Origin of the sequence: Parabacteroides sp. AF27-14 (assembly GCF_003635425.1) — a bacterium.
GTDB lineage: Bacteria > Bacteroidota > Bacteroidia > Bacteroidales > Tannerellaceae > Parabacteroides > Parabacteroides distasonis.
In genome coordinates this window covers 166,396-189,865 of the sequence record NZ_QTLZ01000001.1, presented here as the reverse complement: position 1 = coordinate 189,865, position 23,470 = coordinate 166,396, and the positions used below count along the sequence as shown (strand labels likewise).

General features: G+C 49.9%; 19 protein-coding genes. 7 read left to right on the top strand and 12 right to left on the bottom strand.

The window, feature by feature from the left end:
- From DWY79_RS00825 to atpD, 12 genes are all read right to left on the bottom strand, one after another.
- Positions 1 to 1,209: a cofactor-independent phosphoglycerate mutase gene (locus tag DWY79_RS00825; RefSeq protein WP_005861778.1), complete on the bottom strand. Its 1,209-nt coding sequence runs from the start codon at positions 1,207 to 1,209 to the stop codon at positions 1 to 3.
- 2 nt (positions 1,210 to 1,211) lie between these two features.
- Complete coding sequence (gene thrA, locus DWY79_RS00820; protein ID WP_005861780.1) at positions 1,212 to 3,653, bottom strand: bifunctional aspartate kinase/homoserine dehydrogenase I; 2,442 nt, start codon at positions 3,651 to 3,653, stop codon at positions 1,212 to 1,214.
- 282 nt (positions 3,654 to 3,935) lie between these two features.
- Positions 3,936 to 4,901, bottom strand: coding sequence for a DMT family transporter (locus DWY79_RS00815; RefSeq protein WP_005865917.1), 966 nt, complete (start codon positions 4,899 to 4,901; stop codon positions 3,936 to 3,938).
- 155 nt (positions 4,902 to 5,056) lie between these two features.
- Entirely contained in the window at positions 5,057 to 5,920 is an 864-nt protein-coding gene (locus DWY79_RS00810) for a F0F1 ATP synthase subunit gamma (RefSeq protein ID WP_122368693.1), read from the bottom strand.
- A complete protein-coding gene (gene atpA, locus DWY79_RS00805) occupies positions 5,908 to 7,485 on the bottom strand; it encodes a F0F1 ATP synthase subunit alpha (RefSeq protein ID WP_005865921.1) in 1,578 nt (525 codons plus the stop codon). Before atpA ends, DWY79_RS00810 begins: the two co-directional genes overlap by 13 nt.
- A gap of 12 nt (positions 7,486 to 7,497) precedes the next feature.
- Complete coding sequence (locus DWY79_RS00800; RefSeq protein WP_122368692.1) at positions 7,498 to 8,040, bottom strand: F0F1 ATP synthase subunit delta; 543 nt, start codon at positions 8,038 to 8,040, stop codon at positions 7,498 to 7,500.
- Between the two features lie 3 nt (positions 8,041 to 8,043).
- On the bottom strand, positions 8,044 to 8,544 hold the full coding sequence (atpF, locus tag DWY79_RS00795; RefSeq protein ID WP_005861790.1) for a F0F1 ATP synthase subunit B: 501 nt from the start codon (positions 8,542 to 8,544) through the stop codon (positions 8,044 to 8,046).
- A 14-nt stretch (positions 8,545 to 8,558) separates the two neighbouring features.
- The gene (atpE, locus tag DWY79_RS00790; protein ID WP_005861792.1) at positions 8,559 to 8,813 is read right to left on the bottom strand and encodes an ATP synthase F0 subunit C; all 255 of its coding nucleotides are present in this window, start codon (positions 8,811 to 8,813) and stop codon (positions 8,559 to 8,561) included.
- A gap of 62 nt (positions 8,814 to 8,875) precedes the next feature.
- Entirely contained in the window at positions 8,876 to 9,925 is a 1,050-nt protein-coding gene (atpB, locus tag DWY79_RS00785) for a F0F1 ATP synthase subunit A (protein ID WP_008774074.1), read from the bottom strand.
- Positions 9,903 to 10,334, bottom strand: coding sequence for a hypothetical protein (locus DWY79_RS00780; protein WP_008778048.1), 432 nt, complete (start codon positions 10,332 to 10,334; stop codon positions 9,903 to 9,905). The genes atpB and DWY79_RS00780 overlap by 23 nt, the downstream gene beginning before the upstream one ends.
- 12 nt (positions 10,335 to 10,346) lie before the next feature.
- Positions 10,347 to 10,580: an ATP synthase F1 subunit epsilon gene (gene atpC, locus DWY79_RS00775; RefSeq protein WP_005861798.1), complete on the bottom strand. Its 234-nt coding sequence runs from the start codon at positions 10,578 to 10,580 to the stop codon at positions 10,347 to 10,349.
- A 5-nt stretch (positions 10,581 to 10,585) separates the two neighbouring features.
- A complete protein-coding gene (gene atpD / locus DWY79_RS00770) occupies positions 10,586 to 12,103 on the bottom strand; it encodes a F0F1 ATP synthase subunit beta (RefSeq protein WP_008774072.1) in 1,518 nt (505 codons plus the stop codon).
- A gap of 377 nt (positions 12,104 to 12,480) precedes the next feature.
- On the opposite strand from atpD, the gene DWY79_RS00765 reads away from it, so the two are divergent.
- The 7 genes from DWY79_RS00765 (at position 12,481) to DWY79_RS22535 (ending at position 22,887) form a co-directional block, all read left to right on the top strand.
- Positions 12,481 to 13,212, top strand: coding sequence for a copper homeostasis protein CutC (locus DWY79_RS00765; protein WP_122368691.1), 732 nt, complete (start codon positions 12,481 to 12,483; stop codon positions 13,210 to 13,212).
- Between the two features lie 167 nt (positions 13,213 to 13,379).
- Positions 13,380 to 13,760 (top strand): hypothetical protein, encoded by a 381-nt coding sequence (locus DWY79_RS00760; RefSeq protein WP_005865932.1) that lies wholly within the window; start codon positions 13,380 to 13,382, stop codon positions 13,758 to 13,760.
- 90 nt (positions 13,761 to 13,850) lie between these two features.
- Positions 13,851 to 15,014 (top strand): efflux RND transporter periplasmic adaptor subunit, encoded by a 1,164-nt coding sequence (locus DWY79_RS00755; RefSeq protein ID WP_005865934.1) that lies wholly within the window; start codon positions 13,851 to 13,853, stop codon positions 15,012 to 15,014.
- A gap of 5 nt (positions 15,015 to 15,019) precedes the next feature.
- Entirely contained in the window at positions 15,020 to 18,178 is a 3,159-nt protein-coding gene (locus tag DWY79_RS00750) for an efflux RND transporter permease subunit (protein ID WP_005865936.1), read from the top strand.
- Entirely contained in the window at positions 18,168 to 19,610 is a 1,443-nt protein-coding gene (locus DWY79_RS00745; RefSeq protein ID WP_122368690.1) for an efflux transporter outer membrane subunit, read from the top strand. The genes DWY79_RS00750 and DWY79_RS00745 overlap by 11 nt, the downstream gene beginning before the upstream one ends.
- Before the next feature lie 408 nt (positions 19,611 to 20,018).
- Positions 20,019 to 22,661: a DUF5916 domain-containing protein gene (locus tag DWY79_RS00740; protein WP_122368689.1), complete on the top strand. Its 2,643-nt coding sequence runs from the start codon at positions 20,019 to 20,021 to the stop codon at positions 22,659 to 22,661.
- Between the two features lie 64 nt (positions 22,662 to 22,725).
- On the top strand, positions 22,726 to 22,887 hold the full coding sequence (locus tag DWY79_RS22535; RefSeq protein ID WP_008778049.1) for a hypothetical protein: 162 nt from the start codon (positions 22,726 to 22,728) through the stop codon (positions 22,885 to 22,887).
- Positions 22,888 to 23,470: the final 583 nt, after the last annotated feature.

Below are 23,470 nucleotides of genomic sequence, written 5' to 3'. Positions count from 1 at the left end.
CTAATCGTTTAGAAATTCTTTTATAAATTGATCTTTTTCCAGTATGCCATATTTGCCGTTTGATACGGAGAACTCATCAAATGTGGTAACGGAGTCGGGTTGCTCGCCCGGCTTGTAAATCAGGAATGGAACCGGGGTATTCGTATGCGTACGTATGGAGCAAGGAGTGGGGTGGTCCGGAAGGATAGCGATCGCTACCGGCTCGTCCCATTTTTGCGTTTCCTCGTAGATGATACGTACGGCACGGTTGTCCAGATACTCTATCGTCTTGATCTTTAGGTCTACGTCTCCCTCATGCCCGGCCTCGTCGCTTGCCTCGATATGCAGGTAGACGAAGTCATTTGTCTTGAGGGCCTCAAGGGCGGCGTGCGCTTTTCCCTCGTAGTTCGTGTCGTATAATCCGGTAGCTCCCTCTACGTGAAGCACCTCGAGGCCGGCGTAAACGCCGATTCCCCGGATGAGATCGACGGCGGAGATCACGGAGCCTTTCCCGAAGCCGTACATCTCCCGCATCGTTCGCATGGCCGGACGGTAGCCCGGAGACCAAGGCCAGATACTGTTCGCCGGATCTTTCCCCGCTGCCATACGTTTGAGGTTCACCGGGTGATCCTTTAAGATCTCTTGGGACTTGAGGATTAATTCGTTTAATAAATCGGCGGTCTCTCGTGCTTCCGGAACTTCCGGTTTTATCATTAAAGGCCGGAAAGGATGGAGGGGTACGTCGTGTGGTGGCGTGCAATCCAGACGCTTATCGCCTCCTTTGATTACCAATAGGTGGCGGTAGGAGACACCCGTATAGAACTTGACACGGTCGGAGCCTAATCGCTCGTTCAGGCATTGGATCAACTCGTCCGCTTCCTCCGTGGAGATATGGCCGGAAGAGTGATTCTTCAAGATGTCGCCTTCTACGCAGATTAAGTTACAACGCATCGCCATCTCGCCGGGTTGCAGGGCGACGCCTATACTGGCGGCTTCCAATACACCCCGTCCCTCGTATACGGAGGGCAGGTCATAGCCTAATACCGCCATGTTCGCGACCTCGCTACCGGGATGGAAACCATCCGCTACGGTTTTCATCTGCCCGGTTACTCCCAGTTCCGCCAATTTATCCATATAAGGAGTCTTGGCGTATTGCATCGGGGTCTTGCCTCCCAGAGCCTCTATCGGCTCGTCGGCCATTCCATCGCCTAAAATGATAATGTGCTTCATACCTATCGAATATTAGCAATGGATATGATGTCGGCGAATACGCCTGCGGCTGTCACGTCGGCTCCGGCACCATATCCCTTGATGATCATTGGATATTCATGATATCTCTCGGTGGAGATCATGATAATATTGTTGCTGCCCTCCAGTTCATAGAACGGATGGTGGCTGTCTACGGCTTGTAGGCCTACCTCGCAAGCGCCGTTCTCCATCTTCGCCACGAAACGGAAGCGTTTGCCTTCCGCTTCCAGTAGCTGGCGTTTCTCCTCGAAACCGGCATCTGTATCCTTGATATTCTTCCAGAAGTCCTCAAGGGAACCCTCGAAGTACTTTTCCGGGATGAACAGGTTCCGTTTTACGTCGGCTTGCTCCACCGGATAACCGGCCTCACGAGCCAAGATAACCAGCTTACGGATTACGTCTTTGCCGCTAAGGTCGATACGTGGGTCCGGCTCGGCGTATCCGGCTTCCTTTGCCATATGGATCGCCTCGCTGAAAGGGATATCGGCGCTGATCGTATTAAAGATATAATTCAGCGTACCGGAAAGTACGGCCTCCAGTTTCAATATATGGTCGCCGCTATTGATCAAATCGTTCATCGTATTGATGATCGGGAGGCCGGCGCCTACGTTCGTCTCGAACAAGAACTTGATGTCTCGGTGGCGGGCGGTCTCCTTGAGCTTGGTATAATTATCGTAGGAGGAGGAGGCCGCTTCTTTATTAGCCGCCACGACGGATACGTTATTGTTCATCAACGTCTCGTAAAGAGCCGCCACGTCCGGGCTTGCCGTGCAATCCACGAATACGGAGTTGAAGATATTCATCTTTACGATCTCTTCGCACAGATGCTCCGGGTTGCTCTCTTCCCCGTTCTCCTTCAGCTCCTCCAGATAATTGTCGAGGTTGATCCCTTCCCGGCATAAAAGGGCTTTCTTGGAGTTTGAGATACCTACGACATTCAGCTTCAAACCGTTTTGCCGCATCAGTTTCGGTTGCTGGATGCGTATCTGTTCCAATAAATTGCCGCCTACGGTTCCTACACCGGCGATGAAAAGGTTCAATACCTTATATTCGGATAGGAAAAAAGAGTCATGAATGGAGTTCAACGCCTTGCGAAGGTATTTATGCTTGATAACGAAAGAGATATTCGTCTCGGAAGCGCCTTGGGCGCAAGCGATCACGCTGATGCCCGCACGTCCCAGCGTACCGAACAGCTTCCCGGCGATACCCGGGGTACGTTTCATGTTCTCGCCTACAATAGCGACGGTAGCCAGATCCTTCTCCGCTACGGTATCGTTCATATCACCCTGCGCACGTTCCAAGGCGAACTCGTCGTTCAATACTTGTACGGCCAAATCAGCGTCGGCGTTACGTACGGCGAAAGTCGTGTTGTTCTCGGAGCTGGCCTGCGATACCATAAATACGCTGATGCCATTCTTGGCGAGCGTCTTAAAGATCCGGTAGTTCACGCCGATCACGCCCACCATACCTAAACCTTGTACCGTGATCAAACAGGTATCGTTGATGGAGGAGATACCCTTGATGATGGCCTTGCCTTCCTCTTTCACCCGCTCTTTCGAAATATAGGTTCCGGGAGCGGTCGGGTTGAAGGTATTCAAGATACGGATCGGGATATTCTTATGATAAACCGGATAGATCGTCGGCGGATAGATTACTTTCGCCCCGAAGTTACACAACTCCATCGCCTCCGTGAAAGTAAGCCGGTCGATTACGTAGGCGGAGCTGATCACACGGGGATCGGCGGTCATGAAACCATCCACGTCTGTCCAGATCTCCAAGGTGTTAGCGTCTAAGGCGGTCGCCAAGATGGAGGCGGTATAATCCGATCCCCCTCGTCCGAGGTTCGTAACCTCTCCGGTTTCCGTGCTGGAAGAGATGAATCCGGGCACCAAGGAAACCTTGGGCAGCGGCGAGAAGGTCTCTTTTATGAGCTTGTTGGTCAAGTCGAAATCCACGATATGCTTGTTGAATTGCTTGACTGTCTTGATATATTTGCGTGAGTCGAACAACTTAGCGTCCTTGATCACGTTCGAGACGATCAAGGAAGATAGGCGCTCGCCATAACTTACGATCGTATCGGATGTCTTGGCGGATAAATCGTTAATCAAATAAACACCTTTGAAAATATTGCTCAATTCATCCAGTAAAGCCATCACTTTCTTCTGGACATCCATGCGTACCTCCTTGTCCTCTATCACTCCCTCGATCACGTCCAGATGGCGGGCGATGATCTCCGATAATTCTTTCTCGTAGGCAAGGTCGCCTTTAGAAGCCATGGTAGAAGTGGCCAGTAATTTATCGGTGATGCCCCCTAAGGCGGAGACAACCACGATTACGGGCTCTTCGATAGCCTCTACTATTTTCTTTACACTTAAGATACTATTCACGGAACCTACGGATGTTCCGCCGAATTTTAATACTTTCATCGATATGTATTTTTAATGGTTCATCGAGGATTGACAATCAAGAAAAGGCTTTTTCATGATTAGCAACCGACAATAACCGATTGATTAAACTTATTTATGTAAAAGGAGAAATAAAAAAGGATGCAATACGAGATTGCGACATAGCGTGACGTGGTCTACGCGAATGCTTATTAATAGATTCTAACCCCCCAAGGGGTCATCAATGCCCATGTATAATATGAGGACTCTACACTCATCATTGATTTTGTATGCTACTTATTCTTTTATATTATGGGGGCAATATTACGCATTATTTTTCATATTGCAAGCGTTTTTGTCAAAAGATTGACTATTTTGTTGTTCAAGGTCCGCCCGGCTCTTGCTTTGGGTCACTAAATAGACGCCGGAGAAAACAAGTGCGGCCGATACTAGTTTCGTTACGCTAAAACTATCCTGACCGATGAATACGGCGATAAAGGAAGCTACGATCGGTTGGATATAATTGTACATGCTGACGGTAGTCGGGCGGATTCGCTTTAAGGCCAGCGGTATTAATAAATAGGGTACGAACGTGGCCCCGAATAGCACGAAGAAAATGGCTCCCAGCTCTTGGCCGTCGAAGACCTCTTTATGGAAAGCCGGGGTATTCCAGATGGATTCGATAGCGAAAGGCAGGGTAATCAGCGTGGAGAACAGGAACATCCATTTCATCATCGTGACGGATGAGTACTTGAGTGTTAGTGGCTTGGATACTACCAAATAGATCGAGTACATGAATCCACTAACCGTAATCAAGAGGTTTCCCCCTAGACTGCTCGCTTGATTGGAACCTTGCGTGGATTGTAGTATTAAGGAGATCGCCCCGCATATACCAAGCAGTACCCCGAACGTTTTCATCCGTGTGATAGGTTCCTTTAGGATCAGGGCCGCCAAGATCATGACAAAGATGGGGACGGCGGTCGCTATGATGGAAGCGTCTACCGGCGACGTGGTATTCAATCCCCAGATAAACAGCCCTTGGTTCAAGCCTACTCCGCAAAGGGCGCAAAGGCATAGAAGTCCCAAGTCCTTCAACGGCACTTTCTCATAGGGAACGAATAGGGAGGTGATCCAGAACATCACGCAAGCGAAGCTCATCCGCATACTGGTTAACGCCTCGGGCTGCACATGCTCGGGGAGTAGATATTTGGATACGGGCATATTAATGGCGAACAGGATGTTGGCCGCTAAAATAAGGAGATGCCCTTTTAGCTTTTCTTGATTCATCATGAGTACGATCCTAGATTGGTATAATATAATGTATATAGGCTTATGTTTTGGTGAGCAAAGGTCTTACTTTTTTTTGTAAATAAGAAATGATCCGTTAGTAAAGTGTTTTACATACGGATCATTGTCTGTTTAGTCAAGGATGCATCCCGTTTTTATTACGATGAAACGGCCGCTCCTCCCATGATATCCAGCAATTCGTTGGTGATGGCTTGCTGGCGGGTTTTATTATATTGCAAAGTTAATTGTTGGATTAAATCGTTCGCGTTGTCGTTGGCGGTCTGCATAGCCATCATACGGGCGGCGTGCTCGGCGGTCGAGGTGTCGAGTAGGATCGTATAGATGGTTAGGTTCAGCAATTTCGGGAAAAGCCGGTTACGCAACTCTTCCGCCGAGGGCTCAAGGATGTAGTCGGTGGCCGTTTCCGCCGCTTCCGTATCCGAGAGGGAAAGGGGAAGATACGTCTTGTGGGTTACGACTTGTGTCGCCATGTTCTTGAAATGGTGATACAGTAATTCCACCCGGTCCGCTTTACCCGTGACGAACAGCTCCATGAGACGGTTCGCCAAGGATACGGCGCTTTCATAAGACGGCTTTTCGCCGATCGTGACGAAATCAGTGTCGAAGCTATACCCCGCTTTATGAAGCTCATCCGCTATTTTCTTGCCGATAGGGTAGAGGCCTACCTCTATTTGCTGGTTCTTATAAGTCTGGATCGTGGCGGATAACTCTTTCCATATATTGGCATTGAATGTCCCGCATAAACCCGTGCTCGAGGCGAATACGGCGATAGCCACCTTGCTCACCTTACGCTGTTCGGTGTAAGGTGAGTCTGGGTCGCATTCCGCCGAAAGAAGACCGTTTAAGATAGCGGATAGTTTATTAGCATATGTAAGTGTGTGCTCGGTTTGCGTCTGGGCATGATGAAACTTGGCCGACGATACCATTTTCATGGCGGCGGTGATCTTCTGCGTGCTCCGTATAGAGGCGATCCGGACTTTTATTTCTTTCAATGAACCCATAGCTCCTTCGCTGTTTTTTCCAATATGCCTCGTATCTCATCATTGATAACGCCGGTCTTTAAGACATCCAGTACGTCCCGTTGATGAGAAGTCCGTAATTCTTGCAAGAACCTTGCCTCGAACTCATGCACCTTGTCCAATGGAACCTCTTTCAGCAGACCTTGCGTTCCGCAATAAAGGATCGAGATTTGCTCTTCCACCGGCATCGGGCTATATTGAGGCTGTATCAGTAACTGGGTATTCTTCTGCCCCTTATCGATCGTGAAAGCGGTGACGGCATCCATCTCGCCCCCGAACTTGGAAAATGATTCCAATTCACGGAACTGAGCCTGATCGATTTTCAAGGTACCCGCTACCTTTTTCATCGCCTTTAATTGTGCGTTACCGCCTACACGGGAAACGGAGATTCCGACATTGATAGCCGGGCGGTTCCCTTGGTTGAATAAATCGGTCTCAAGGAATATCTGTCCGTCGGTGATAGAGATCACGTTGGTCGGGATATAAGCCGATACGTCTCCCGCCTGAGTCTCGATGATCGGTAAAGCGGTCAAGGAGCCACCGCCTTTCACCTTGTCTCTCATGCTTTCGGGGAGATCGTTCATCTCACGGGCTACCTCCGGCTGGTTGATGATCTTGGCGGCACGTTCCAATAGGCGGGAGTGCAGGTAAAAGATATCACCCGGGTACGCCTCACGCCCGGAAGGGCGGCGAAGGATTAAGGAGACCTCACGGTAGGCGACCGCTTGCTTGGACAGATCGTCGTAGACTACCAAGGCGTGTCGTCCGCTATCCCGGAAGTACTCTCCGATGGCCGCTCCGGCGAACGGGGCGAAATATTGCATGGCTGCCGGGTCGGAGGCGGTCGCGCTTACGACAATCGTATAGTCCATGGCGCCTTTCTCTTGCAAGGTGTTCACCAAGGCCGCTACCGTGGAACCCTTTTGCCCGATCGCCACGTAAATACAGTAAACCGGGTTCCCTGCCTCGTAGTTGCTACGTTGGTTGATGATGGTATCGATAGCGATCGAGGTCTTTCCCGTCTGCCTGTCGCCGATGATCAACTCACGTTGCCCCCTTCCGATAGGGATCATAGCGTCTACGGCCTTGATACCGGTTTGCAAAGGCTCGTTTACCGGCTGACGGAAGATCACGCCCGGAGCCTTGCGCTCAAGCGGCATCTCGCAAGTCTCGCCAAGGATCTCGCCTTTCCCGTCGATCGGGTTTCCCAACGGGTCGATCACACGCCCGATCATCCCCTCGCTGACATCGATAGAGGCGATGCGGCCCGTGCGTTTTACGGTGTCGCCCTCCTTGATTCGGTCGGTCGGACCTAAAAGGACGGCGCCTACATTATCTTCCTCCAAGTTCATCACGATCGCTTCCATCCCGTTATCGAATTGAAGCAACTCGTTCGCCTCCGCATTATCCAGCCCGTAGATGCGGGCCACGCCGTCACTCACCTGCAATACGGTCCCGACCTCCTCCAGCTTGATGCTGGTATGGATTCCTTCCAATTGCTGGCGCAGGATGGAGGAGACTTCACTCACTTTTATCTGTTCTGTCATACTTCTTCTTTTTTATCTGTTTTCGAGTAGCCCGGTACGGATATCCCGTAGTTGCGTCGCATAGCTAGCGTCTATCCGGTAATTGCCGATGCGTAGGCGGAAGCCCCCGATTAGTTCCGGTTCCACATGGCCGGAGAACTCGATCGTGCATCCCGTCTCTTTCTGCAGCTTGTCTTGCAGGTGAGACTTGACCGCATCGTCTACCGTTACGGCTGTGTCGAATCGTACCCGGGTAATCTTCTTCTCTTTCCGGTACAAATGGATATAAATGTATGCGATGAAGGGCAGTAGTGTCTCCCGTTTATGGGCTAATACCAGATTGATAAAACGTGTATATAGCTCGCAGACCTCGATACCCCCCGCCGCCGTAAGCAATTTCACTTTCTCCGGTACGGAAACGATCGGGTTGCTCAAGGCACCCCTAAGCTCCGGCTCCATCGAGAAGCTGTCCGCCAACATCTTCATATCATCATATACCCGGCTTTCCTGTCCCTTGTCTTTCGCTAGGGAGAAAAGCGCCTTGGCATACCGGGAAGAAATAGTTCCTATATCCATACCTTACGATTTACTAAACGATACCTCATCCAGCAGCCGGTCGATCATCTGTTGTTGTTCCTTATCCCGGCCGATTTTCTCTTTCATTACTTTCTCTGCGATAGCGATAGACAGATCCGCTATCTCCGAGCGGACTTCGCGAATAGCTTTCTCTTTTTCTTCGCGGATACGCCGGGTAGCCTCCTCTATCTGCAGATGTGCCTCGGAGACGGCCTTTTTACGTGCCTCCTCGATGATCCGCTCCTTTTCGGCAAAGGCTTCCTTCAGGACGGCGTTTTGCTTTTCCTTGGCCTCGGCTAGCATCTTCTCGCCCTCGGCTTGGATATGGGCAAGTCGCTCATTCGCCTGACGTGCCGTCTCTAAGGAATTGTCAATGTAAGCTTTCCGTTGTTCGATTGCCTTGACGATCACGGGAAAACCGTATTTGGAAAGGATCACGAAGACAATCCCGAATGAAACGATCATCCAGAATAGAAGCCCTGAATCCGGTGTTAATAAAGACATAGTTTGTTACTTTTTTATTGGAACAACGCTAAGAAACATACGACAATAGCGAACAATGCCACACCTTCTACCAACGCTCCCATAATCAACATCGAGGTACGGATCTCTCCTGCGGCCGACGGCTGGCGTCCAATAGCTTCAACGGCACCTTTACCGATCAATCCGATTCCGATACCTGCACCTATGGCGGCGAATCCCGCTCCTATAGTGGCTCCCATCTTCGCTACGCCCATCCCGGCTGCCGCTTGTAATAAAATAGTCGATAACATAGTGTTTAATTTTAAATTAGTAACCTTAATAATATAATTCTAATACCTTAATTTCTTTGGATTTATTCCCTTACCTTGGCCAATCCGATATAGTTGGCCGACAGCAGGGTGAAAATATAAGCTTGCAAGCAAGCCACTAACAATTCCAGACAGTTCATGAACGCACAGAACAAGACGGATACGATCGTCATACCGAAATTCACGGCTACTCCCATGGTTGCCGTTATGAATATCAAACAGGTTAGCGCCAAGATAATCGTATGGCCCGCCATGATGTTGGCGAACAGACGGATCATCAACGCGAACGGCTTGGTGAATACCCCGAAGAACTCCACGAACGGCATGATCGGCAAGGGCAGTTTCAAGTAGATCGGCGCTTTGGGCCAAAAGATCTCTTTCCAGTACGCTTTCGTGGCGAACAGGTTGACCGCTATAAACGTACAAAGTGCCAATACGCCTGTTACCGCTATATTTCCCGTAATATTAGCGCCTCCCGGGAAAATAGGTATGATTCCGATCAGGTTGTTGATCAAGATAAAGAAAAATACCGTCAGCAAATAGGACGAGAACGGCTTATATTCTTTTCCGATCGCCTCTTTGATCACCCCGTCTTGTATGTAGGAGATGGCCATTTCCATCAATCCGATAAATCCGCCCGGCGCCTCGTTCGGGTGCTTTTTATACCAATGGGCGGTTCGGAGAACGATGAAAAGCAAGAGACCGCAACTGAGGAACAGTCCGCAAACATTCTTGGTCAATGAGAAATCCATCGGGCGAACCTCTTCTCCGGCACTGTTCTTCTCAACAACCTTTCCCGCATGCTCACCTTCCCCGGCGATATAATAATTGTGATGCGTCCGGCCTTGATGTAGATGGGATGACAGGAATAAATCCCATCCTCTTTCCTCGCTTTTTACCAAGATAGGCAGGGGAATCGCAATCTCTTGTCCGTTCCATTCCGTGATATGCCATGTATAGGCGTCTTGAATGTGGGAGAAGACGATATCCTGCACGTCTATCTCGCCGGACGCCGCTTTTGCCGGGGTGAGAAAGCTGAGCCACATCCAGAAAGCGATCCATATGTATTTGTTATCTTTGATTGTACTCATCATCCTTTTCCCTTTTCTCTCTTTTCATTCTTTTCTTTTCAAACAGATATAAAATGTAAGTCTCCAGTCCGAGGTAAATGAAATAGAATAACATCAACGTGAAACCAAATGTCTTTAATTGTTGCCCGACAAACGCCGCGTACATCCATAAGAAGACGAAAGCGAGCGTGAACTTACACAACCGGACTAGCATGTACATGGTTACGGTCACATCTCCGTTTTTACTTTTTACCCGGTCTAGGAAGAAAGTCATCGCCATGGCCATGACCCAGTAAAAGAAGGGAATGGACGGATACCACGAGAAATAGTGTTCCGGCCAGATGGTATATAATAAACCACCCAATGAAACGCCTATTGCCACGTTGATAAACGTGATCAAACCCATTAACCTCATTTTTAATCTGCCATTCATTGTCGTATGTTTTTATTCGACGCAAACGGATAGGATGTCGTCTTTTACCTCTACAAATCCGCTTTGTATCGTTTGTTCTTGTCTTTTGCCGTTTGCCTCGAACCGGATCGTACCCGCCTTCAACGCTGCTATCAATGGGGCGTGATGAGGCAAGATATCGAATGAACCGGCAACTCCCGGGAATGAGACAGATTCGGTCTCGCCTTCGAAAAGAATGCCGTCCGGTGATACAATTTCCAGTTTCATATCGATTAATTTGCTTGTTCTTTCAGCTGCTTGGCCTTCTCCAAGACATCCTCGATGGTTCCTACGTTTAAGAATGCCTGTTCGGGTATGTCATCCGTTTCCCCGTCCATGATCATCTTGAATCCCCGGATCGTATCCTCTATAGAGACCATGACACCGGGTACGCCAGTGAATTGTTCCGCCACGGAGAAGGGCTGGGACAGAAAACGTTGTACACGGCGGGCCCGGTTGACCGTTAGCCTGTCCTCGTCGGAAAGTTCTTCCATACCGAGGATGGATATGATATCTTGAAGTTCCTTGTTCCGTTGCAGGATTTGTTTTACCCGTTGCGCTGTGTCGTAATGCTCCTTGCCTACGATCAGCGGATCAAGGATGCGGGAGGTAGATTCCAGCGGGTCTACGGCCGGATAGATACCGAGTTCCGTGATCTTGCGGCTGAGGACGGTTGTCGCGTCCAAGTGCGTAAAGGTAGTCGCCGGAGCCGGGTCCGTCAAGTCATCGGCAGGAACATACACCGCCTGTACGGAGGTGATGGAGCCCTTCTTGGTTGAAGTGATACGTTCTTGCATGGCACCCATTTCCGTGGCCAATGTCGGTTGGTAACCTACGGCGGAAGGCATACGCCCCAGCAAGGCGGAAACCTCGGAACCGGCTTGGGTGAAACGGAAGATATTGTCGATGAAGAATAATATATCTTTTCTTTCTCCCTCAGAGGCTTTGTCACGGAAGGATTCGGCGATCGTCAAACCGGATAAGGCCACGGACGAGCGGGCGCCCGGCGGTTCGTTCATCTGCCCGAATACCAAGGTAGCTTGCGACTTAGCCAATTCATCGTAATCGATCTTCGACAAGTCCCAGTTACCTGCCTCCATACTCTTCTTAAACTCCTCGCCGTATCGGATGACACCGGATTGGATCATTTCACGCAATAGGTCATTTCCTTCACGTGTACGTTCACCCACACCGGCGAAGACGGAGAATCCGTTGTTTTTCTTTGCGATGTTGTTGATCAATTCCATGATCAATACCGTTTTGCCCACTCCGGCTCCTCCGAAAAGTCCGATCTTACCTCCTTTGGCGTAAGGTTCCAATAAATCGATTACTTTAATACCCGTGTACAGGACCTCTTGGGTCGTTGTCAGATCCTCGAATTTAGGAGGCTCACGATGGATGGGAAGAGCCCCGTCTTTAGTAAGCTGGGCCATGCCGTCGATAGGGTCGCCTGTGACATTCATTAAACGTCCTTTGACTTGGTCGCCGGTCGGCATGGTGATGGGCATTCCGTATGACATGGCCTCCATGCCTCGTCTCAATCCGTCGGTCGTATCCATCGCTACGGTACGGACGGTGTTTTCCCCGATGTGTTGCTGAACTTCGACGATCAAGATCTTTCCGTTCGGACGGGAAATCTCCATGGCGTCGTGGATACGGGGGAGGGTTACTGTTTCTTCTGTCCCATAATCAAAGTGGATATCCACTACCGGGCCGATAACCTGTGAGATATAGCCTTTTATTTCTCCCATAAAGCCTATTTGTTATTTATCTTAACCTATTAAAATGTCGTTGCAATATTACGTTTTATGGCGTTTCGATCCTTGAAAATAGAACTTTTTGTGTCTTTTTGAGATTAGTTAAACTTTAAACTATTTAGCTGTAGTTCCGAAATAGACCAATTTGTTTCTTATTTGGACGAATCAGAAAGCTATAGTCAAATTTCTAAGGCATAGATAGATAAGGAGATACGAATTTGCTGCCTTTTTGATAGTAAAGGTGACAGTTCTGTTTTATTTTGTTAATCCATAATAGGGGTGTTTTTAATGGTATCGGATAGTTATTTGTGGTTCTGTTGAGCAAGTGGTGATATTTATGTAATTTTGTACGTCAACAATACTAAATAAACATGAAACGAATTATTGAGATATGCGCGAACTCCGCCCAGAGCTGTGTGGAGGCGGAGGCGGGAGGCGCTACCCGTGTAGAGCTTTGCGCCGGGATACCCGAAGGGGGAACTACACCTAGTTATGGAGAGATCAAGACGGCGAAGGCTCTGACTTCCAAGATCGATATCAATGTGATTATCCGTCCGAGAGGCGGTGATTTCTTGTATACGGAAGCCGAGGTGCAATCCATGCTATTGGATATAGAACTGTGCAAGGAGCTAAAAGTGCATGGCGTCGTTTTCGGCTGTCTTACGAAAGACGGGGATATCGATGTACCCTTGATGCGGTGCTTGATCGAGGCGGCAAAACCTCTGTCCGTAACTTGTCATCGTGCTTTCGATGTTTGCCGGGACCCATTCACTGCCTTGGAGCAGCTAATCGAGTTGGGATGCGACCGTATCTTGACCTCCGGCCAGCAATCGGATGCCGTGAAAGGAATCCCCTTGATCGCCGAGCTGGTGAAACGTGCGGACGGACGGATCATCATCATGCCGGGATGTGGCGTACGTGAGAATAATATCGGGAAAATAGAGGCGGAGACAGGAGCGAAAGAGTTTCATACGTCCGCCCGAAGTATCGTATATAGTAAAATGGAATACCGCAATGAGAATGTCCCGATGGGAAGCAGTATCGTGTCCTCCGAATTCGAGACGGTACAAACGGATCGGGAGAAGGTAAAGGCATATATTTAAGTGCCGGTATAGGCGTGAGCCTGTGTCGGTATTGGTGTAGCCCTACGCCTATACCGGCATCGCCTCATGCCTATACCGGCGTGGGGCGATACCAATACTCGTATGCGGGTGAAATGTTTTTTCTTCCCAAAAAGATTGTTTATCTTTGCGCCTCCATTAGATAAAAGATGCTAAATGTAACAGTGAATAATCGTTTTGGGCTTCACCAGCGTATCATGCTTATGATCATGTTGGTGCTGTTACAGTTTTATTCCATTGGAAGCGATTTCTTTCCGGAGGATATTATCACGACCTCGATGGAAATGGTCGATCAAGAGGCGCCCGATGTATTGTTGGATTTTGACGATAACGCCTCCTTGCGAACGGTACGTCAGGAGCAAGTGCAAATTCGAGCCTTGGAGATCGATTTGATATGGGACTTGTTTACGATTCTGGATTTACATGAATTAATTCATTCCTTGGAACTACGGCAATGCGCCAAGCTTCCTTTATTTTATAACCTACACAAAGCACAGAATTTCGTTTGGTTCTGTTCCTATCTGATTTAGCAGAACTTACCTGTTTCTTATTGTCGCGCATGGGGTGATTCGCCTATGTGCTTTTCGTCGTATTCAAATAATTATAAATCTATAAGTTTTATGAGGATAAAATTGTTTTCTAACTATTTACCCTTACTATGCTTAACGGCTTGTGTATGGGTATCTTGTAGCCAAAACCGGGAGAAAAAGTCCGGGAAGAAAGATCATACGCCGGTGATGCGGTTAACCACGACCACGATCGAGGTGCCGCAGTCGTATGTAGCGGATGTACAAGCCGTACAGTTTGTAGAGGTGAAACCTAAAGTGGAAGGATTCGTGGAGGCCGTCCTCGTGGACGAGGGCGAGCACGTGAAGAAAGGGCAGGTGCTTTTCAAGCTTTCCTCGGCGGAATTGTACGAGGAGGTGAAAGAGGCGCAAGCCCATCACAAACAGGCCCAAGCCGAGTTGAAGATGGCGGAGGTAGAGGTAGACCGCATCAAGCGTTTGGTGGAGAAAGATATCATCTCGCCGATCCGTCTGGAGCAGGCGATGGCCGAGGCGGACGTGGCACGCTTGCAGGTGCAACAGGCCAAATCCCGTTTGCAACGTGCGGAGACTAATTTCTCGTACACGACGATCACGGCTCCTTTCGAGGGATACGTGGACCGCATCCCCTTTAAGGTGGGAAGTTTGGTTACGCCGAGCAGCTTATTGACCTCCTTGACGGACGTATCGGATATGTTCGCTTATTTCAAGATCAACGAGAAGGAGTATCTGGAATATAAACGGACGCAGTTGAGCGGTATCGACCAGCCGGAGTATAATAATCTGGAACTGATCCTTTCCGACCAATCCACCTATCGGTATAAAGGGAAGGTAGAGACCGTGGAGGGCGACTTTGAGCGGGGTACCGGATCGATCGCTTTCCGTGCCCGTTTCGCGAACCCGGAACGTTTGCTGCGACATGGCGTATCCGGTAAGATCCGGATGCTGACCAAGATGGAGAACGTGGTCTTGGTTCCCCAGCAATCCACTTTCGAGATTCAGGATTTCACCTATGTATATACAGTAGCGGAAGATGGAAAGGTGAGCGTACGCAGCTTCGAGCCGTTGGCCCGCCACGGTTCTTATTACGTGACACAGGATTTGCCGGACCAGACCGTTATCGTCTACGAGGGTGTTCAGATGATCACGGACGGCATGACTATCAATCCCGATATGGTAGATGGAGCCACGATCCGTCGTCAATTGGAATCGTCTAACGAAATCGAGAATAATAAGTAAGCCCTATGTTTGAAATATTTATCAGACGCCCTATCTTATCGGGCGTGATCTCGGTGGTAATTGTCTTCTTGGGATTGCTGGCGATCAACTCCTTGCCGATCACCCAATTTCCGGATATCGTGCCCCCATCCGTTACCGTTACCGCCCGTTATACCGGAGCGAACGCCGACGTGATGGCGAAAACGGTGGCGACCCCGCTGGAGCGTGCCATCAACGGCGTGCCCGGAATGACCTATATGACCTCTGTTTGTACGAACGACGGTATGTCCTTGACTACGATCTATTTCAAGGTCGGTACCGACCCGGACGTAGCTTCCGTGAATGTGCAGAACCGTGTGACCACCGTGCTGGATGAGCTTCCGGAAGAGGTGATCCGTGCCGGCGTGATCACGGAGAAGGAGGTGAACAGTATGTTGATGTACCTGAACATCATGAGCTCGGATAGTACCCATACGGAGAAATTCGTATATAATTTCGCCGATATCAATATCTTGCGTGAGTTGAAGCGCATCGACGGCGTGGGATTCGTGGAGATCATGGGTAGCCGCGACTATGCGATGCGTGTATGGCTGAACCCGAACCGATTGGCGGCTTATAATATGTCGCCGCAAGAGGTTACGGAGGCGATCCGCTCGCAGAATATCGAGGCGGCGCCGGGTAAGACGGGTATCAGTTCCGACAAGATCCCGCAGCAATTGCAATACGTCTTGCAGTATAGCGGTAAGTTCAGCACGCCGGAGGAGTATGGCGAGATCGTCTTGAAAGCCCTGCCGGACGGTTCCGTGCTTCGCCTGAAAGACGTGGCTACGATCGAGTTTGATTCCGAGGATTATAATATGATCTCCATGACGGACGGAAAGCCCTCGGCCTCTATCATGATCAAGCAGCGTCCGGGCTCGAACGCCCGTGAGGTGATCCAGCAGATCAAGGCGAAGATGGAGGAATTGAAGGAAACGACGTTTGCCCCGGGTATGGAATATAATATCTCGTACGACGTATCCCGTTTCTTGGACGCTTCCATATCGGTCGTGCTCAAGACCTTGCTGGAGGCGTTTATCTTGGTATTTATCGTGGTGTATCTTTTCTTGCAGGATTTCCGGTCTACGTTGATACCCGCTATCGCCGTTCCGGTATCGTTGATCGGTACGTTCTTCTTTATGCAGATGCTGGGTTTCTCGATCAATATGCTGACTTTGTTCGCCTTGGTGCTCGCTATCGGTATCGTGGTGGATAACGCGATCGTGGTGGTGGAGGCGGTCCACGTGAAGATGCACAACGAGAAGCTGCCCCCGTTGAAGGCGACGAAAAAGGCGATCGGTGAGATCGGAGGGGCGATTATCGCTATTACGCTGGTGATGTCCGCCGTGTTTATCCCGGTCGGTTTCATGGATGGTACGGTGGGTATCTTCTATCGTCAGTTCTCGTTGACGCTTGCCGTGGCGATCGTGATCTCCGGCGTGAACGCCTTGACGTTGTCTCCGGCTCTTTGCGCCTTGTTACTGAAGCCGGTATCCCACTCGAAGAAGGCGAAGAAGGGCCTTCTGACTCGTTTCTTCGAGGGCTTTAACCGCCGTTATGATTTCTTGGAGCGTCGTTATCGCTTGAATTTAAGATGGTTCTTGAACCGTCGGATGCTGACGTACGCAACCTTGATCCTTTTCTGTCTGGCCACGTGGGGCATGACGTTCGTGCTGCCTTCCGGCTTTATCCCGAACGAGGACCAAGGTATGATCTATGTGAACGTGGACGCGCCTCCCGGAGCTACCTTGGAGCGTTCGGAAGCGGCCTTGAACAAGGTGCAAGCGGCTTTGTTGCCGTTGGAAGAGGTGGAGACGATCTCTACCTTGGCCGGCTATAGCTTGATGACCGAGACGGAGGGTGCCAGCTTCGGTATGGGTATGATTAACCTGACCCCTTGGGATCAACGGGAGCAGACGGCGGCGGAGTTGATGAGCGTGTACGCCGATCGCGTCGCCCATATCAAGGACGCGGACATCCAGTTCTTCCTGCCGCCTACGGTTCCGGGATTCGGTAACGCGAGCGGTTTCGAGCTTCGTCTGCAAGATAAGACCGCCGGTACGTTCGCCGAGCTGGATGAGGTCGCCAAGAACTTCGTGGCGAAGCTGAACGCGGATCCTCGCCTGACCGGTGTCACTTCCGGCTTCAACCCGAATTTCCCGCAATATCTGCTCCGGGTGGATTTGGCGAAGGCGGCCAAGCTAGGCATCAACGTGAACGAGTCCATGGAGACCTTGCAATCCTATGTAGGTAGCTTCTACTCCTCCAACTTCGTCCGTTTCGGCCAGATGTACAAGGTCATGTTGCAAGCGGCTCCGGAGTATCGTATGAATCCGGAGGATTTGTTCAGCCTGTATGCTAAGAATAAGGAGGGGAATATGGTGCCTTACTCCAACTTCATGACGATGGAGCGTGTGTACGGCCCGAGCCAGATTACCCGTTACAACCTGTTTACCTCGGCCATGATTACCGGCGAGGCCGCCCCGGGTGTCAGCTCGGGTGAGGCGTTGGCGGCTGTCGAGGAGATCGCCGCCGAGGTATTGCCCCGTGGTTATGATACGGAATGGTCCGGCGTGGCGAAGGAAGAGAAAGAGTCCGGCGGGCAAACGTTGGTGATCTTCGCTATTTGTTTGGCGTTCGTCTATCTGTTGCTTGCCGCCCAATACGAGAGCTTATTGCTTCCGCTTCCGGTTATCCTGTCGCTTCCGGCGGGTGTGTTCGGCTCGTTCTTCTTGCTGTACGTGGTAGGGCTGGAGAATAACATTTACGCGCAGGTGGCGTTGGTGATGTTGATCGGTTTGCTGGGAAAGAACGCGATCTTGATTATCGAGGTGGCGAACCAGTGCCGTAAGGAAGGTGTCTGCGTGATGGGGGCCGCTATTCAAGGGGCTACCAGTCGTTTGCGCCCGATCTTGATGACCTCCTTCGCTTTTATCAGTGGCTTGATTCCGTTGACGATCGCCTCGGGAGCCGGTGCCTTGGGGAACCGTTCGATCGGTACGGCGGCGGCCGGAGGTATGTTGATCGGTACGTTTGTCGGTATCTTCTTGATCCCGGGGCTTTACGTGATCTTCGAGTCGCTGGCTACTTATTTTAAAAAGAGAAAAGAGAAAGAGCAAATTAAAGAAGACGAGTATGTGTATTAATAAGATGAGATATATAATGATAGGCTGCGCCTTGGCTCTGATTGCTTTGGCCGGTTGTAAGACTCCCGAGCTATCGATGGACGAGCGGATCTCGCTTCCGGAATCCGGCGAGATGGGAATGAACGACACTACGTTCGTGAAACCGCTGTCGTGGGATGTCTTTTTCCAAGATACCTTATTGCGAGGCTATGTGGATGTGGCTTTACGCAATAACCATTCCTTCCGGCAGAGCATGGAGCGCATCGCCATGAGCCGCGCGGCCTTGCAACGGGCGAAAGGGCTTTTGCTGCCGGACGTGAATTTGAACATCGGAGCCTCCGTGAACCGTTTCGGTGAATATACGATGGATGGTGTGGGGAATAGCGAGACAAACGTGCCTTCTTTGCCAAAGGATAAGCATATACCGGACCCTTACCGGGATTTCGGCTTGAGCTTGAGCTTTCAATGGGAAGCGGATATCTGGGGCAAACTGACCCGGAAGAAGCAGGCCGCCGCCGCTCGCTGGATGGCTTCCGTGGAGGCTACCCGTTTTGCCCAGTCGATGTTGATCTCCGATTTGGCGATTCAATATTATGAGTTGATCGGCTTGGACCGGCGTAAGGAGGTGTTGCGGAACGCGTTGGCCAGTGCCCGTCGTTCCCATGAGCTGACCCGCCAGTTGAAGAGGGAAGGGGCGGAGACGCAGTTGGCGGTCGATCAGTTTTATGCCCGTGTGTTGTCGATCGAGGGTAAATTGCTGGAAAACGATCAGTTGATCGGTGAGAAGGAGCGGGCGATCGCTTGCCTGTTGGGTGTTTTCCCCTTCGAGATCCGCCGGATGGGATTCGATGAGTTGCGCAAGTTGCCGGTTCCCTTGTCGGAAGGGATTCCGGCGAACCTCTTGACATTGCGTCCGGATGTACGTTCCGCCGAGATGGAGCTGATCGCCTCCAAGGCGGATGTGATAGCGGCGAAGGCGGCTTTCTATCCCTCGTTGGTGCTTGGCGCCAGTGGTGGTTTCAACGCGTTTGACGTGGGTAAGTGGTTCCACTCGCCGGCCTCTTTGGTGTACGACTTGGCGGCGGGTATCACGGCTCCTATCTTCCGCCGCGATGAGATCCGTTCGATGTGGAACGAGGCGAAGGCTTCCCAGCGTATCGCCTTGTCCCAATACCACGAGACCGCTTTGAACGCTTACACCGAGGTGCTCGATCTCTATTGCGCCAGCCAGACCCAAACGGAGCGTATCCGCTTGAAAGAGAAAGAATCCCTTGCTCACCAGCGTTCCGTGGTGAATGCCGGCGAGATGTTCCAATTAAGCTATACCGGTTTCTTGGAGGTTCTCTCTGCCGAGGAGCGTTATCTGGATAGCGAGCTGGAGCATATCGATATCGTCACCGATTTATGCCGGAAGAAGATATTGCTGTACCGGGCGTTGGGAGGCGGTTGTTGATTTTTATCGTGACGCTATTCATGGGGACGTGGCCGACCGCCTGCCAGCTTCAAAACAATCAAAAATCCACCGGCAGACGGCCTGCCGCCCCCAAAACAGCTAAAAATCCTTCAGCGGACCGTCTGCCGGCTCCAAAGTGATCAAAAATCCACCGGCGAACCGTCTGCCGACTCCAAAACAGCTAAAAATCCTTCGGCAGACCGTCTGCCGGCTTCAAAACGATCCAAAAATCTCCGGCCGACCGCCTGCCGGCCCATCACGCCATAGATCCAATCGGCCACGCCGTGATTGAACGTATCGGAAAGTATGCCTTCGGCTTCGTTGCGATAAATCTAAGGAAGATGTGTTCTTTTCTGAAAAGAAGTGTGTATCTTTGAGGCTTATTGTTATCTTATAGTCTAGGCCATTATGAAATATCTGACTCTACTCGTGTTTTTAGGAATCTCGTTGTTGTGCGAAGCCCAGCAAGATTCGATCGTCCCCTTTGAGAAAGCGTATAAACGTACCTATAATATCCGGAAAGTATCGGGAGTGAGACCTACGATCGACGGTAAGCTGGATGAGGACTTCTGGACGAAGCAAGGCGAATGGTCGGATCGTTTCGTGCAGATTATCCCTTATGAGCGGGCGATCACCCAATCCCCGACCCGGGTGAAACTTTTCTATGATGATAAATATATATATATAGGCGTGTATTGCAAGGACGCCGTGCCGGATAAGATGAATCGTTTTATCGGGAACCGGGATGATAATAGTCTGGGCGATTTGATCAGCGTCGCTTTCGACACCTACCATGATTATCGTGCGGCGCCGGAATTCAATATCAATCTAGGAGGGAATAAGACGGATCTGGTCGTAACGGATAAGTTGAACGTCAACCTTAGCTGGAACGCCGTTTGGGAAGGACGAACGAATATCAACCGGGCGGATTCCAGTTGGACCGCCGAGTTGCGTATCCCGTTCAGCCAATTGCGCTATAACCAGCGATCGGAGGATGGCGTTTGGGGCTTGCACGTACGCCGTATTATCCGTCGGAATAACGAGGTGCAGAACTGGAGCATGATCCCCTTGAAAAATAACGGCCATGTCTTCTCGTTCGGTAACATGAGCGGCATGGACTCTGTTCCCAAGCCCCGCGGCATAGAGTTCTTGCCGTATGTGATGGGTAAATACAGGCAGGAGCCCCGGATAGACGGCAGCCCTTATCAAAAAGGACATAGCTGGGGAGGAAACGTGGGCTTGGACGCTAAGTTCGCCCTCTCGGATTATACGTTGGATATGACGATCAATCCGGATTACGGACAAGTGGAGTTGGACCCTTCCGTCATGAACCTTACGGCCTACGAGACGTTTTACGATGAGAAACGCCCCTTCTTCTTGGAGGGCAAGCATATCTTGGATTTCGCGAACGGCAGCGATATGATGTTTTATACCCGTAGGATTGGCGCCTCTCCCTCTTATACTCCACGGGATATAGACAACGTGGGCAGTTATGCCGAGACGAAAGAGAATGTGCCGATTATCGGTGCCTTAAAATTAACCGGGACGAACCGACAAGGCTTGACGATCGGGGTGATCGAGAGTGTCACGGCACGTTCCTCCTCCAAGGTCACCCGTAATGGGGTGGAGGATGTGGAAGTCGTGGAGCCTTTGACCAACTATACGGTGGCCCGTGTGCAAAAGAACTGGAAAGGGAATACCTTGCTGGGCGGTATGGTGACCTCGGTAAACCGTGCCTTGGATCAGCCTTATCTGGAGGATTTCATGGTGCGTAACGCTTTCACGGCGGGTATTGACTTTACCCAGTATTTCAAGAATCGCCTTTATTATATAGATGTAAAGGGAATGCTGAGTTCCTTGCATGGTAGCGCCGGGGCGATCACGGCCTTGCAGAATAGCGTGGCGCATTATTATCAAAGGGCTTCCTCCGCCGATTATCTGGGGGTGGATCCTACTCGTCGCTCCCTGACCGGAACGGGCGGTTATGTGAAAGTGGGACGGAAAGGAAACGCCAAATGGAACTTCTCGGAGACCTTTACTTGGTCGTCACCCGGTTTCGACTTGAATGATATGGGATATATGAAGGAAACGGATTATCTGATGAATGAGACGGAGATCATGTATCGGCAGACCGATATCTGGAAAATATTCCGGTACAACGCTTTTACCCTGTCCCAAAAGAATATGTGGAATTACGGCGGTACTCCTTTTAGCAACAACGCTTCCTTGCGTTGGCAAAGTATGACGATGAACCGGTATGAATGGGATGTCAAGGAAACCTTCGCTTGGAATTGGCTGGATAGCCGCTTATTGCGAGGGGGACCGGATGTTCGCTTCGGTTCTTATTTCTTAACTTCCGCTAAGTTCAATACCGATAAGGCGAAACGAATGATGTTCATGCTCAAATACGAGGGCGATCATAATTTCGAGGGAAATCGCTTCAATACGATCTCGCCGAGCCTGACCTTCCGCTTGGGAAACCATGTCTATTTGTCCGGGCAACTGGATTACGCATGGAATACGGATGAGATGCAATATGTGGCTACGACGCATCCGCTTGGCGCACGTGGCTCTGCCCCTGCTTATGTTATGGGCCACATGGATCAGAAGACCTATGGTCTCACGCTGAAATTACAAGTGAACGTGACCCCCGATATTTCCATTCAATTCTATGGCGCCCCGTTCACCTCTATCGCTAAATACGATGATTTTAAATTAGCGGCGGATACGAAGTCGCATACCTTTGAGAACCGTTTCCTGCGTATCGATCCGGATCATTTGACGTATGCGGATGGTGTCTACACGCTCGGTGAGGGAGAGGGGCGGATGGCTTTCAACAACCCGGATTTCCGGTTCAACGAGTTCCGTTCCAACTTGGTAGCCCGCTGGGAATACTTGCCCGGCTCCACGCTTTATTTCGTATGGGAACACCGGATGTCCAACCGGGATAACTGGTACTCGCCCGGCTGGGGAAGTAATCTGGATCGTATGTGGGGACTCCCCGCTACGAATACGTTCATGATTAAGATGAATTATTGGTTCAACTTGTAAAATGGAAAATAGGATATGAAATATTGTATATTAGTCATCGTATTATTGCTTTGCTCCTGTTCCGATGTCGATCATTCAGGGGTATCGCTTCTTTCCGCATTGGGGGAATGAGAAGTATTTACTGAAAGAGATCAATGCGGGAATGTTGTGTGAGTATTTTCCTGTACTTTTAGAGTCCAAGGAATTACAAGACCTGTCTCCGGACGATAATCCTATTATTATATGAATTGAAAAAATGAGAGGATGAGTAGGCTTAATTTCACTTCAAAGTCTGAATTTAAATACAACTAATTTGTGTGTAATTTAGCTTGAGATGATAGAGGAATATGTGTGTGTATTCACTTTTGTGTTTGTTCGCCTTTTCTTTGGTGAACCTTGCTATATTCTTTCTGAAAGTGTGAAGCCGGTTTTTTCTCGTTGTTTAATTGCCAGATTTGTTCGTGGGTGTAATTACTATCCGCGGATTGGGATCGGATTGTTGATCCTGATCGTGTTGTTTGTTTTTTTGTGGTTTTTATTTATATTTGCAGCCGAAAAAAATGCTTCTCAATACAAACAAGATTTTGAGGCGAGTTAACCTTGATGTTTAATAAATTAAATCTAAAATTTTAGGTATGGTGAGAGATGGATAGAATAGCGTGTGGGTAATCTCATTTAGATGAGATGTTTTCGAAACAATCTATAGTATAATTCAAGTGCAAAAGAGACTTAAATCTAGTTTTATGAATAATAAATATTACTTAGCAACGGTGCTTTTAGTGTTAGGAGCGTTCTCTCCGTTGTATGGTGTGCAAAATACCCCCCCCCCC